The 12,945-nt window shown below is 64.9% G+C and carries 13 protein-coding genes and 1 tRNA gene; 8 read left to right on the top strand and 6 right to left on the bottom strand.

Features of this window, described 5'->3' with window-relative positions; all coding sequences use genetic code 11:
* On the bottom strand, window positions 1-303 hold the full coding sequence (locus B5D38_RS20315; RefSeq protein ID WP_078710285.1) for a YggT family protein: 303 nt from the start codon (window positions 301-303) through the stop codon (window positions 1-3).
* Window positions 304-466: 163 nt separating this feature from the next.
* Here B5D38_RS20315 and B5D38_RS20310 point away from each other — a divergent pair.
* Window positions 467-542: transfer RNA gene (locus B5D38_RS20310), tRNA-Ala, on the top strand.
* Window positions 543-644: 102 nt separating this feature from the next.
* On the opposite strand, the gene B5D38_RS20305 is transcribed toward B5D38_RS20310, so the two are convergent.
* A complete protein-coding gene (locus B5D38_RS20305; protein WP_078710284.1) occupies window positions 645-1,433 on the bottom strand; it encodes an AraC family transcriptional regulator in 789 nt (262 codons plus the stop codon).
* A 93-nt stretch (window positions 1,434-1,526) separates the two neighbouring features.
* Between B5D38_RS20305 and B5D38_RS20300 the strand changes: the two genes are divergently transcribed.
* Genes B5D38_RS20300 through B5D38_RS20285 form a run of 4 tightly spaced genes read left to right on the top strand, consistent with a single transcriptional unit; the run spans window position 1,527 to window position 5,033 of the window.
* Entirely contained in the window at window positions 1,527-1,913 is a 387-nt protein-coding gene (locus tag B5D38_RS20300) for a hypothetical protein (RefSeq protein WP_131829979.1), read from the top strand.
* Entirely contained in the window at window positions 1,910-3,952 is a 2,043-nt protein-coding gene (locus B5D38_RS20295; RefSeq protein ID WP_078710306.1) for an FUSC family protein, read from the top strand. The genes B5D38_RS20300 and B5D38_RS20295 overlap by 4 nt, the downstream gene beginning before the upstream one ends.
* The gene (locus B5D38_RS20290) at window positions 3,949-4,158 is read left to right on the top strand and encodes a DUF1656 domain-containing protein (RefSeq protein ID WP_078710282.1); all 210 of its coding nucleotides are present in this window, start codon (window positions 3,949-3,951) and stop codon (window positions 4,156-4,158) included. Before B5D38_RS20295 ends, B5D38_RS20290 begins: the two co-directional genes overlap by 4 nt.
* On the top strand, window positions 4,155-5,033 hold the full coding sequence (locus tag B5D38_RS20285) for an efflux RND transporter periplasmic adaptor subunit (RefSeq protein WP_078710281.1): 879 nt from the start codon (window positions 4,155-4,157) through the stop codon (window positions 5,031-5,033). The genes B5D38_RS20290 and B5D38_RS20285 overlap by 4 nt, the downstream gene beginning before the upstream one ends.
* A 29-nt stretch (window positions 5,034-5,062) precedes the next feature.
* Here B5D38_RS20285 and truA read toward each other — a convergent pair whose 3' ends face one another.
* Genes truA through def form a run of 3 tightly spaced genes read right to left on the bottom strand, consistent with a single transcriptional unit; the run spans window position 5,063 to window position 7,300 of the window.
* A complete protein-coding gene (gene truA / locus B5D38_RS20280) occupies window positions 5,063-5,806 on the bottom strand; it encodes a tRNA pseudouridine(38-40) synthase TruA (protein ID WP_078710280.1) in 744 nt (247 codons plus the stop codon).
* Between the two features lie 3 nt (window positions 5,807-5,809).
* Window positions 5,810-6,772 (bottom strand): methionyl-tRNA formyltransferase, encoded by a 963-nt coding sequence (fmt, locus tag B5D38_RS20275; protein ID WP_078710279.1) that lies wholly within the window; start codon window positions 6,770-6,772, stop codon window positions 5,810-5,812.
* A gap of 15 nt (window positions 6,773-6,787) precedes the next feature.
* A complete protein-coding gene (gene def, locus B5D38_RS20270) occupies window positions 6,788-7,300 on the bottom strand; it encodes a peptide deformylase (protein WP_078710278.1) in 513 nt (170 codons plus the stop codon).
* A gap of 131 nt (window positions 7,301-7,431) precedes the next feature.
* Here def and B5D38_RS20265 point away from each other — a divergent pair, with 131 nt between their 5' ends.
* Window positions 7,432-8,625 (top strand): DNA recombination protein RmuC, encoded by a 1,194-nt coding sequence (locus tag B5D38_RS20265; protein WP_078710277.1) that lies wholly within the window; start codon window positions 7,432-7,434, stop codon window positions 8,623-8,625.
* 323 nt (window positions 8,626-8,948) lie between these two features.
* Window positions 8,949-10,415, top strand: coding sequence for a trypsin-like peptidase domain-containing protein (locus B5D38_RS20260; protein WP_078710305.1), 1,467 nt, complete (start codon window positions 8,949-8,951; stop codon window positions 10,413-10,415).
* Window positions 10,416-10,626: 211 nt separating this feature from the next.
* Here the strand turns inward: B5D38_RS20260 and B5D38_RS20255 are convergent, their stop codons facing one another.
* On the bottom strand, window positions 10,627-11,877 hold the full coding sequence (locus B5D38_RS20255; RefSeq protein ID WP_078710276.1) for a lytic murein transglycosylase: 1,251 nt from the start codon (window positions 11,875-11,877) through the stop codon (window positions 10,627-10,629).
* 230 nt (window positions 11,878-12,107) lie between these two features.
* Here B5D38_RS20255 and B5D38_RS20250 point away from each other — a divergent pair, with 230 nt between their 5' ends.
* Entirely contained in the window at window positions 12,108-12,935 is an 828-nt protein-coding gene (locus B5D38_RS20250; protein ID WP_078710275.1) for a lytic murein transglycosylase, read from the top strand.
* The last annotated feature ends 10 nt before the right edge of the window (window positions 12,936-12,945 follow it).

Here is a 12,945-nt window from a genome sequence, read left to right as displayed (position 1 = left end):
TCAGAGGCCGGCGCGCATGATCGCCGGATTGACATAGGCGGAGATGAAGACCTGCAGGAACATGATCGCGAACAGAACCACCAGCGGCGAAAGATCAAGGCCGCCGAATGTCGGAATGACGCGCCTGATCTGGCGATAGACCGGCTCGGTCAGCTGCCACAGGAAGCGGCTGATCGCGTTCACGACCGGGTTGCCATAGTTGATGATGTTGAAGGCAAACAGCCAGGAGAGCACGGCAGACAGGATCACGATCCACCAATAAAGATCGAGCGCCCGTTGAAGGACGTACGTTACTGCGAGCATGGCCTCGGTTTTACCTTCTGCAGAGCGTTCATCGAACCTCCTGCCATGTAGCGAGAGCGTTTCGCCCGTGCAAGGCGAGAAGGGCGTCTTGTCGCGATTGGCGTTAAGAGCCCGCTTGACAGAGGACGGGCGGGCGACGTAAATGCGCCCCGTTCAGGTGGACGGGGCTGTAGCTCAGCTGGGAGAGCGCATCGTTCGCAATGATGAGGTCAGGGGTTCGATCCCCCTCAGCTCCACCATTCCACCGTCAAGAACAACCTGCCCCCTTGTAAGTCTGGAATATCAGCTCCTTGCCATCCGCTCTGCGGGACGCGGGGCGTGAAGCGGATCGCCTGTGCGCGTCACGGCTCGCCCAAGCGCCTCATATACTTCGCTGGCGACATGCCGAGGGCCTTCTTGAACATGGTGATGAACGCGGACACCGACTCGTAGCCGAGGTCGGCCGACACCTTCTGCACCGTCGCGCCTGTCGCCAGGCTCCTCAGCGAAACGATCAGCTGAAGCTGCTGGCGCCAGCGCCCGAACGTCAGCCCGGTTTCCTGCCGCACGAGGCGAGCCAGCGAGTTTTCGCTGAGCGCGACCCGCGCCGCCCATTCGGCCATCGTGCTGCGATCGGCAGGATTTTCCGCCAGCGATGAAGCGATCCGCCGAAGTCGCGGTTCGTCCGTCAAGGGCAGGTAAAGCTCCTGAACCGGCATGCGCGAGAGGACCGACAGCAGGAGTTGCGTCAACAAGGCGGCATCGGGCGCCGTATCTGCCGATCGGTCTGCCATCGCGACGATCATCTCCCGCACCAAAGGGGTCAGGGACAGGGTGCAGCACCGGTCGGGAAGGTCGGACGCTCCAGGCTCTACGAAAAGAAAAAACAGGCGGGCGTTGGCCGTCGCGACATTGCTGTGTGGCAGGCCGCCCGGCACCCAGACCCCGCAGTTTGGCGGCACCACCCACATCCCGTCGGAAACGCTGCACGTGACGCCGCCGCGCAACGCCATGACGAGCTGTCCCTTCCGGTGATGATGCACCGGCGCCTCCCGCTCGTTCTGCGACACGTCGATCCTGACCGCGGTGGCGGGCGCGGTGGAGCTGTCGAGATCCTGGGCGGCCAGGGGCCATGAGAGAGAAGGCGACATGAGGTGGAATATAGTGATTGATTGATTGTATATCTAAATTCATCGGCCGGGATTGTCGATAAGTAGTCTCCAAAACTCATGTTGGAGATGACGATGGCCGTTCGATTTCACGACCGCCTCGACGCCGAGATCATGGCAGACGGACATTCCGGGGCAGACTGCCAGCAGGGCGGAAGGTTGCCCGCAAGTCGGATGCTGAAACGCGTCGGCGCATCGGTCTATCAAGCCTGCTCGGCCATGGTTCGGCGGCCGTGCTCGCTGGCGCATCGCGTGGCTGGGCACATGCGGGCGCCCGCGCCCGCTGCGCCGGACGCTTCGAGGGTTCCGCCCGAGGAGGCTTATCTCAACGCCTGCCAGGCATCGCCCTTCTACGGCTATGTCTTCCCCGGCGTGTTCGGCCTTCCGGGAGTGTTCGGCCTTGGCGAGAATGCCGGGTGGATGCAGCCGGAGCCACCCTCGCGGACGGACGGCGAGGCGTGAGCGCCCGGTCCATCGTCACGGTCGACACGGTCCTCTTCTCGCTGAAGACGTTTTGCGCGGCGATGCTCGCCTACTTCATCGCGATCCGCTTCGATCTGCCTCGCCCGTTCTGGGCGGTGGCAACGGTTTATATCGTCGCTCATCCGCTGTCGGGTGCCATCGCCTCGAAGGCCACCTACCGTCTGCTCGGCACGATCATCGGCGGCATCGCGACGCTTGTTCTCATACCCAACCTCGTCAACGAGCCGATCCTGCTCTCGGCCGCGATCGTGGCATGGGTATCGGCGTGCACCTTCATCAGCCTTCTCGACCGCACGCCGCGCAGCTACGTTTTCCTTCTGGCCGGGTACACTGTGCTCCTGGCCGGCTTGCCGCTGGTCACGGCGCCGGCGAACACGTTCGACACGGTCGTCTCGCGCGTCGAGGAGATCGGTTTGGCGATCGTCTGCGCCTCGCTCGTCAGCCATATCGTCTTTCCGGTCCATGTCGGCAGCATTCTGGTCAGCCGCATCGACGCCTGGATGGTGAGAGCGCGGGCCCTTCTCGCCGCAACGACGGCCGGCGACGCCGGCCAAGCCACCGCATTACAGGAACGGCAGGCCCTGGCCGCGGACGCCGCCGATCTCAGGGCCTTCACGACCCATCTTCGTTATGACGGCTCGCGCTATCGATCGACGGTGGGGCTGCTATGGAGCCTACAGCACCGCATGGTCACGTTCCTTCCCATCCTGTCGGAGCTGGAGGACCTCCGCCACGCCCTGGCCAGGCTGGATACGGTTCGCTCCAGGCGGGCGCTTTGCCTGATGGAGGAGGCAGGCGCCTCGATCCGCGCCGGCGCGCCGAACACCGCCCTTCGCTTCCGTAAGGAAATCGACGCTCTCGCCCCCTTCGATGCGCCCGTCTCATGGGAGGAGGCGCTTCTCGCCAACACCGCAAAGAACCTGCGGGAGATCACCAAACTCTTCGATGCCTGCGTCGCTCTCCGTCAGGGCGTTGAAAAAGGACGAGTGCCGAAGAGGCTTCGGTCCCTGGTCTCGCGCGATCAGACGCCGGCCCCTCACCGCGATTTTGGCATGGCGGCCCTGTCCGCCGCCACCGTGGCGATCTGCCTGTCCTCCTCGATCTTGTTCTGGATTGCGACCGGCTGGACCGAGGGCATGACGCTGGCTCAAATCTCAGGGGTCCTGTGCTGCCTGCTTGCGACGATGGACGATCCTGTTCCCGCGATGCGTAAGTTTCTCGAGGTGACGCTGTGGGTGATCGTCGCGGCCTTCGCTTATGGCTTTGCCGTGCTTCCCATGATCGATGGCTTCGTGCCGCTCGCGGCCGCGCTCGGGCTGTTCCTGATACCCGCCGGCATCTGCCTCGCCGTTCCCTCGCTCGCCTCCGTCGGCATGGGGCTGTGCATCAACTTTCCGCTTCTCCTGACGCTTCAGGCGCGCTCCGAAATGAACTTCCTGACTTTTGCGAACACGGGCATCGCGACCCTGCTGGGCATGGCCTGGGCCATCGTGATCTGCAGCCTGTTCCGCTCCGTTAGGGCGGAGACCAACGTTCGAAGGCTCCTCGCCGTCGTGCACGAGCAGGTTGCGGCGATGGCTGGGGGCCGGCACTCGGATGCGATCGCCGCCCACCACCGCGTCATCGATCTCGCGGGCCTCGTGGCGCCGAGGCTCGGCAAGGTCTCCGAGGCGTCCGACGCGGCGAAGGCCGACCCGCTTCGTGATCTTCGCACGGGTTTGCACCTGATGTCGCTTCAGGACCTCTCCGGCGATCTGCCGGCCCCCTTGCGCGCCAGGATCGACAGCCTCTTGGAAGCCGTCGAGGGGCGATATCTCGCCGGGCCAAACGAGCGCGGCGCATCGGTAGATCCCATCCTTGCCGTCTTGGATCACCTGCCTTCGGCGGTAAGTGGCACCGTCTCGCGAGTCCCGGGAGAACTCCTGGTGAACTTGGCGGCGCTCCGCCTGAGTCTTTCGCCCGCCTCCACACCTTCGACCTTGGGACGAGGGAACTCACGGACAGGAGTGGCCGCATGACCGGTCAGGTCGATCTTTACGGTGTCTTCGTCCCTGCCTTCGGACTTCTGATCCTGTCAGCCTATGGCGCTTTCCGCCTCGCCGGCTGGGCGCTCCACAGTATCGGTTTCTACCGTCTGGTCTGGCACCGTCCCCTCTTCAACCTCGCCCTGTTTCTCGCGCTCCTCGCCGGGCTTTCTCTCACCATGCAGTGGTATCAAAGATGAAGACGATCAAGGCCGGTTTCGGACGCGTTCTGCTGACCCTCGCGATGGGCGTCTGCGCGGTCGTGCTGGGGCAGCATCTCTGGTCGTTCTACATGGACGCGCCGTGGACCCGCGACGCCCATGTCCGCGCCGATATCGTGCGCGTAGCTCCGGATGTTTCCGGGCTCGTCAAGGACGTCCTGGTCGCCGACAACGAGGCAGTCGAGGCCGGAGCCGTGCTGTTTCGCATCGACCCCCAGCGCTTCAAGCTCGCCGTGCGGGAGGCCGAGGCCCAGGTCGTCAATGCGCGGGTGTCCCTGGGACTCGCCCAGACGGAGTTCGAGCGTTACCGCAAGCTGGTGTCCAAGGAGGTCGCGAGCGTCCAGCAGCGCGACGAGGCTCAGAGCCGGGTTCAGCAGGCCGCCGCCGAGTATCAGTCCGCACTGGCGGCGCGAGACCTCGCAAAGCTCAATCTGGAACGGACGGACGTGAGGGCCCCGGTCGCGGGAACGATCACGAACTTTTCCCTGCGCGCCGGAAATTATGCGACGGCGGGCGGCGCCGTCGGGGCTCTCGTCGACAAGACATCCCTTTACGTTGCGGGATATTTCGAGGAAACGAAACTGCCCCGGATCCATCCGAACGCCCCGGTCCGGATCGAGATCATGGGCGAGCAGCAGCCGATCGAGGGTCACGTCGCGAGCATCGCCGCGGGCATCGAGGACCGGGAGCGGAGTGACACAGCCGGGTACCTCGCCAATGTCGCGCCGACCTTCTCCTGGGTTCGCCTGGCCCAGAGGATCCCGGTCAGGATCGCGATCGACAGGATTCCCGCCGGGGTGAAGCTGATCGCCGGCCGCACCGCGACTGTTTTGATCAAAACGGCCGATGATTAACGCGCCGAGCGAAAGGCGAAGCCCGCCGGTTACTCGTAGTCGACCCGAGTGAGATAGAGCCCGTCCGGCGGAGCGACCGGGCCGCAGCGCTTGCGATCGCGCGCCTCGAGGGCGGCGACGAGATCATCCTCGCTCCACCGCCCCTCGCCGATCAGCTTCAACGATCCGGCAAAGGAGCGGATCTGATTGTGAAGGAAGCTCTGCGCCGAGGCATGGATATGCACCTCCTCGCCCGGCGCGGCGACGACGTCCAGCCGCTCCATGGTGCGCACCGGGCTTTTGGCCTGGCACTGGCTGGCGCGGAAGGTGGAAAAGTCGTGGGTGCCCAACAGGCGCTTGGCCGCCCGGTCCATCGCCGCGACATCCAGCGGCTTTGCCACCCACCAGACCTTGCCCGCCAGGAGCGCCGGCGGCGGCCGGCGATTGAGGATGCGGTAAAGGTAGTGGCGCTTGCGCGCCGAAAAGCGGGCATCGAAGGTTTCGTCCGTCCTCTCAGCCAAGAGGATCGACACCCCTTCCTGGCGAAGATGGGCGTTGAGCGCGTCGCGCACCGTCTCCGTGTCCCAGTCGCGGGCGAGATCGACGTGGGCGACCTGTCCGGTGGCATGCACCCCGGCGTCCGTGCGTCCCGCGCCCTTCAGGGCGATGCTCTCACCGCAGAAGCCGAGGATCGCGCCCTCGATCGCCGCCTGCACCGACCAGCCGTTCTCCTGGCGCTGCCAGCCCACATAGGGCCGACCGTCATATTCGATGGTAAGTTTGAATCGTGGCATGGCTCAGGCAGGCGCGCCAAGGCGGGCGCCGGCAGGGAGCTTGGTTCCGCGCAGAAAGTCCTCGGCCGACACCGGCCGCCCTCCGGCGCGCTGCAGCTCCAGGACGCGCACGGCGCCTTCGCCGCAGGCAATGAGCAGGCGATCGTCGAGAAGCGTTCCCGGCGCGCCCGCGCCCGTCTCGACGCAGGCCCGGAGCAGCTTCAGCCGCTCCGGTCCGGCGCCGAAGTCGGCGCTGGTATAGGCGCCCGGCGCCGGTGAGAAGCCGTTGATGCGTCCTTTGACCGCCGCGGCGGGGGCCGAGAAGTCGATCTCCGCCTCGGCCTTCTCGATCTTCTTGGCATAGGTCGTCGTGCGGCCGGTGCGCGCCGCGATCGCCTCCTGGTCCTCGAAGGCAAGCGTACCGGCTTCCAGGCGGGAGAGCGCTTCCACCATCAGCCGTGCCGAGATCAGGGACAGCCGGTCGTGAAGGTCCCCGGCGGTTTCCGCCGCGCCGATGGCGGTCTCCTCGGCCAAGGCGACCGGGCCGGTGTCGAGCCCGGCCTCCATGCGCATCACCATCATGCCGGTCTTGCCGTCGCCCGCCTCGACGGCGCGCTGGATGGGCGCGGCGCCGCGCCAGCGCGGAAGCAGCGAGGCATGACCGTTGAGGCAGCCGAGACGCGGGGCGGCTAGGATCGGGCGTGGCAGCAGTAGGCCGTAGGCCACGACGACCGCGACATCGGCGCCAAGCTCGGCAAAGGCAGCCTGGTCGGCGGGGTCCTTCAGCTTTTCCGGGTGGCGGACGGTAAGCCCGAGACGCTCGGCCTCACGATGAACAGGCGAAGGCGTCAACGTCAGCCCGCGCCGGCCGCCCGGACGCGGCGGCTGGGTATAGACGGACGCGATCCGATGGCCCGCCTCGGCGAGCGCGGCGAGGGTCGGCACCGAGAAGGCCGGCGTTCCCATGAAGACAACAGTGAGCGCCATGCCACCCCTCCCCGGCTAGATCGCCCGCTTGGAGGCCTTGGTGAACTTCTTGACGACCATCTGGCGCTTGAGCTTCGACAGATAGTCGATGAAGAGCACGCCATCGAGATGGTCGATCTCGTGCTGAAGGCATGTCGCCATCAGCCCCTCGGCCTCCATCTCGTGCATCTCGCCGTCAAGCCCGAGATAGCGCACCCTCACCTTCGCCGGGCGCTCGACCTCCGCATAGTAATCGGGGATCGACAGGCACCCCTCCTCGTAGACGGAGCGCTCGTCCGAGGACGAGAGGATCTCCGGGTTGAGGAAGACGTGCGGCGCCTTCTCCTGCCCCTCGCCCGAGACGTCGATGGTGAGCATGCGCAGCGGCTCGCCCACCTGGATCGCGGCGAGGCCGATGCCCGGCGCGTCGTACATCGTTTCGAGCATGTCGTCGGCAAGCCGGCGCACCGCCTCGTCGAGATTCGCGACAGGCTTGGAGTGCTGGCGCAGCACCGGGTCCGGTAGAATGATGAGTGGCTTGATCGTCATGGCGCGGAGGTAGTCCTTGCCGTTTCGCCGGTCAATCCGGCGAGAGCCGCTTTCCGCGAGAGACAGCGTCGCGCCGTAGATGTTCTTGTTTTGATCTGGCCAAGCGGCGTGGTTTCGCCTATAGCTCGGCCATGGATCCCGCCGCCCTCACCACCTTTCTCGACCGGCCCCTCTTTCTGCTGGGTTCCGCGGCAGTCAGCATCGGCACGGCCCTCTTCATCCTGTGCGCGTTCGTCATCGTGCTGCTCTTGCGCCGGTTGTCGGCCGTCCGGAGAGAGCTTGAGGCGGAGCGGGCCGAGGCAGAGATGCGAAAGGGCGAAAGCGAGCGCCGCATCGAGGCGATCCTCAAGTCCCAGACCGAGATGACGGGGCGCATGCAGACGATGGCGGAAATCTTCGGCGCGCGTCAGGCCGATCTGACGCGCTCGCTCTCGGAGCGGATGGACGGGCTGACCAACCGGCTCGGCCAGTCGATCCTGGAGACGACGAAGGAGACGAAGACCTCGCTCTCCGCCCTGGCCGAGCGCCTCGCCGTCATCGACAGGGCGCAGGGCGAGATCGCCGGGCTCGCGGGAGAGGTGGTCCGTCTTCAGGACATCCTCGCCAACAAGCAGACGCGCGGCGCCTTCGGCCAGGCGCGGATGGAGGCGATCATCATGGACGCCCTGCCGCGCGGCGCCTATTCCTTTCAGGCGACGCTTTCCAACGGCAAGCGCCCCGACTGCCTGATCTTCATGCCCAACGGGGCGCCGTCCCTGGCCATCGACGCGAAGTTTCCGCTGGAAGCCTGGACGGCCCTTGGCGAGGCCGGCAGCGACAAGGAGGGACGCGCCTTCGCCCTTCAGCGCCTGAAGCGCGACATGGACACCCATATCCGCGCCATCGCCGAAAAGTACCTGATCCCGGGAGAGACACAGGACACCGCCTTCCTGTTCGTTCCGTCGGAATCAATCTTCGCCGGCCTCCATGAGGAGCATTCGGAAATCGTCCAGAAAGCCCATAGGGCGCGGGTCGTCATCGTATCGCCCTCGCTTCTGATGCTGTCGATCCAGGTCGTTCAGGCGATCCTCAAGGATGCGCGCATGAAGGCGGAGGCCGGTCGCATCCAGAAGGAGGTGCGCCTGCTCATGGAGGATGTCGGCCGACTGGACGCCCGGGTCGCGGCCTTGAAAAACCATTTCGGCCAGACAGGCCGGGACATCGATCAGATCCTCGTCTCCACCGGAAAGCTCATGGCGCGCGGCGAGCGCATCGAGGGCATCGACCTCTCCGAAGAGGAAAGGCAGGGGCGCGGCGGCGCGCAGGGCCTCATCGCCGGAATCTGAGGGGGAGCGCGCAAGAGGTGTCGCATCGGCTCTGTTGCGTCGAATGCGAACGATGCGCCCAAGGGATTCACAATTGCCTCTGCGTCATAGTTTCAAAGGCTGGAGACGGACAGGGCGCGCCCCGCGCATTCACCGCCAAAGGCCGAGAAGCAACGGCTTTTAACGGCTGGCGCAAGAATTCGTGAAGAAACAATTAACGCTGATTGGATCGATTCCGGTTTTACCGCGTTGATGAGCAGGTTTCGCGACTTCGATGGGGGCTCGACATGCGTGGGGGTATCGCAGCATTCCTGACATGCTTGGCAGTTCTGACGGCCCCGGTCATGACGACGGGCCGTGCCCAAGCCGCGAATACGCTATCGGATACGTACAACAGCCAGACCGAGCTTGATTTTCGCCAGGGTCTTCAGATGCGCCTCGCCTGGACCGGCGACTATGCCGGCCAGTTCGACGGCGATATCGGGCCGTCCACCCTGCGCGCCATCCGGGACTTTCAGGCACGTCACGGCATGACCGCCGATGGCGTCATGACACAGCCCTTCCTGCGCCTTCTTCTCGTCGAGAGCGACCGCCGCCAGAATGCCACCGGCTTTGCGCTGGTTCAGGACGAAGTGACAGGTGTTCGCGTCGGTCTACCGCTGGCAATGGTGCGTGACCTCGGCCAGACCGAGATCGGCCGCCTGTGGCGCGCGCCCGACAATAGTGTCGAGATCGAGACGGCCCGGTTCACCGATGGTCTGCGCACTCTGGCGGGCCTCTACGACACCGTTTCGCAGCCCACCGCCAGCCGCAGCGTGACATACAGAAAGTTCGGTGGCGATTGGTTCGCCGTCGCGGGCGAGGAGGATGGCCGCTCCTACTACCTTCGCTTCGCCGGACGCGACGGCGAGATGCGCGGCTTCTCGGTTTCCTACGACGCGCGCATCGAAAGCGAAATGAAGCCGTTCGTCGTCGTCGCCTCCAACACTTTCGATGGCTTCGCCTCCGCGCCCGCCGTCGCCTCCCTGCCCGCGCCTTCGGACAGGCTTGAGGCGACCGCTGGCACCTCTGGCCTCGGCATCGACGGAAGCGGAGCGACCGAACTTCGTCTCGGCCGATTCGATCAGCCGTCGGTTCCCGGCCAGAGTGACGCGCAGAAGGGCGTCGAATCGTCCGGCACGGGTTTTGTCGTCGCCGATGGGTGGCTCCTCACCAACGCCCACGTCGCCCGCGCCTGCAAGACCATCGTGGTCGGCGAGCACGGCTCGGCTGACAGCAAGATCATCGATGAGAACGCCGATCTCGCCCTTCTCCATGTCTCCGGTGAAAAGCTCGGCGCCCCGCTGGCCTTGGCGACCGGCGATCCTCGCCTTGGCGAAGATGTCCTTGCACTGGGATTTCCGCTGCGCTCGATTCTCGCCGACAGCCTCAACGTGACGCGCGGCAACGTCTCTTCCCTGAAGGGCCTGATGAACGACGCGCGCTACCTGCAGATCTCGGCGCCGATCCAGCCGGGCAATTCGGGCGGTCCTTTGGTCGATCTCGCCGGGCGCGTCGTCGGGGTCGTGACCGCCAAGCTCAATGCCGTCGCTGTCGCGGATATGACCGGCGACATTCCTCAGGCGATCAACTTCGCCATCCGGCCTGACGCGGCGGTCCGTTTCCTGCGTCAGGAGGGCGTCGCCTTCAAGGCCGCCGACACATCCTCGCCCCTCGGCTCCGTTCCGGACGCCACAGCGAAGGTCAAGGATTCCATCCTGACCGTCCTCTGCCTAGGTGCAAGAGAAGGCGTGGAGGCTGGAACCAACTGAAGTATTAGCAAGAATAAAATGAAAGACGTTCCGTGCACCGTCATGGTGCCGGAACGTCTGGACGCCTCCCGGCGCAATCCTGTGGCCGCCTGTCATTGGCTGCTATAGCAGCAGGATCGATTTTTCTTTTACAACGAACGCGGCGAATCTGGAAGAGGTCAGATCCTGCCATCCATATTAACCGTAAATAAAGTATTAATAGATGTTTAGCTTAGCGCATTAAATTCTTGAGGTCCGCGCTCGGCCAGCATGTGGCGGCGCGGCCGTTCTTCTCCTGCCAGGCTCCGATGGACCGACGCGTCTTGAACCCGGCGAGGCCGTCGGCGCCGCCAACGTCATAGCCCTGCTTTTGTAAGGCCGTCTGCAAGCGCGCCACGTCACCGCGCGTCAGGCCCTTATTGGCGACCCATCCGCCCTCGAAAGCCCTGCCCCCGCGCATCCGGTCGGCCGCATGGCCAACGAACAGAGCGTAGAGATCGGAATTGTTGTAGGCCTTGATGACGTAGAAGTTCGGCGTGGCTATGAAGGCCGGCCCATACCGTCCCGCCGGCATCAGAATGTTTCCCGGCTTTGAAAGCTCGTTCGGCGGGAAGTCTCGGCCACTGACGCGCGTCACGCCTTGCGCCACGAAGCGCGAAATCTCGCGGCGCCGGTCCGGTCCCTCCTCGGCACAGGAGATGCGGCTGGGAACATTCGCCTCGAAGCCCCAGTCTCGCCCCCGCTCCCAACCCGCATCCGCAAGATAGCGTCCGATGGAGGCAAGCGTATCGGGGGCGGAACTCCAGATGTCGCGGCGCCCGTCGCCGTCGAAATCCGTCGCGTATTTCAGGAACTTCGTCGGCATGAACTGCGGCTGGCCCAGCGCCCCGGCCCAGGACGAGCGCATCTCGCCGACCTTGAGGTGGCCGTCGGCAACGATCTGGAGTGCCGCGACGAGTTCGTCGAAGAAGAAGTCCTTGCGGCGTGAGAGATAGGCCTTGGTGCCAAGAACCTCGAAGGCATTGTAGGGAATCTTCGCCGCGCCGAAGCCCGACTCGCGCCCCCATATGGCGACAATGATCGCGCCCGGCACGCCGGTCTCGCGTTCGATGCGGTCGAGCACGCCGCTGTACTGCGCCATCATCTGCCGGCCACGCGTGACCACCGGCGCCAGCTTGCTCTCCGCGAAATAGGCCGCGGGGCTCTGGAACTCGGCCTGGAAATTGGTCTCCGGAACCGGCGCCGCCTCGCCCGGCAGAGCCAGATCGGGCAGGTCGAGATTGGGCTTCACGCCCGAGAAGGCAGCCTCGAAGACACCCCGCGGAACCCCCTTCGCTCTGGCGGCCGGCCAGACACTCTTTTCCAGGAACTCGCGAAAGCCGCTGTCGATGGCCGCGCGGTTGCTCGCCGCAAGGCTATCGGTCGCGGCAAGTCCCGAAAAAGCGAGAAGGCTGAGAAGGAGGGCGGCGAAGAAGCGTCGCATGGCAACCGGAGCTCTTATGGTGGACAATGCCCCTCTCTATCACGGCCGCCCATGAGGCGCGAAGGCGGCGCCGGTTAGACTGTTGCCCTGAAAGCTCTATAGTGTTGCTTGTCTGCGCTACGCAGCATTGCGCCGATCAGCTAGCACGATCGGCAGGCTGGAACGACAGGGCATCCTGGACCAAGCGATCGCCGGCAGGCGAACCCAGCGAACAACGCAAGAGGAGAGACATGACGCATTTTGCGCCCGCCGTGAGGGCCACCCTTCTCGCGGCCATACTGGCCGTCGGCCTTGGCACCGGATCGGCCACCGCCGCGTCATGCGGCAACACGTCGGCGGGTTTCGACGCCTGGCTCTCCGATTTCAAGCAGGACGCGATGCGCGCCGGTATCTCGAAGCGCGCCGTCAGCACCGCGCTTGACGGCGTATCCTATGACAGGAAGGTGATCAGCCTCGACCGCAACCAGCACAGCATGAATCTGAGCCTGGAGCAGTTCATGGCTCGCCGCGCGCCGGCGTCCTATGTCGCCAAGGGCAAGCGCGTGATGCAGCAAAACGCCTCGCTGCTCAACCGGATCGAGAAGCAGTACGGCGTCCAGAAGGAAGTCCTCGTCGCCATTTGGGGCATGGAAACCGGCTTCGGCGCCAATTCGGGCAACATGCCCGTCTTCCGCTCGCTGGCGACGCTCTCCTATGACTGCCGGCGCTCCGACTTCTTCAAGGAAGAGCTCATGGCCGCATTGCAGATCGTCGATCGCGGTGACATGAGCCCCTCGCAGATGCGCGGAGCCTGGGCCGGAGAATTGGGCCAGACCCAGTTCATGGCCAAGAACTACGTGCGCTATGCTGTCGATGGCGATGGCGACGGAAAGCGCGATCTCATTCGATCGAAGGCCGATGTCTTGGCCTCCACGGCCAATTTCCTGCGTTCGAAGGGCTGGCGCCCTGGAGCGGGCTATAGGGAAGGCCAACCCAACTTTTCGGTGTTCTACGAATGGAACAGGGCAGGCGTCTATCAGAAGGCCCTGGCGCTTTTCGCCTCTCAGCTCGCCTCCTAGCGGCCGATAT

It is taken from the genome of Consotaella salsifontis, assembly GCF_900167365.1.
GTDB classification, from domain to species: Bacteria; Pseudomonadota; Alphaproteobacteria; order Rhizobiales; family Rhizobiaceae; genus Consotaella; species Consotaella salsifontis.
This window is presented reverse-complemented; position numbering and strand designations above follow the sequence as displayed.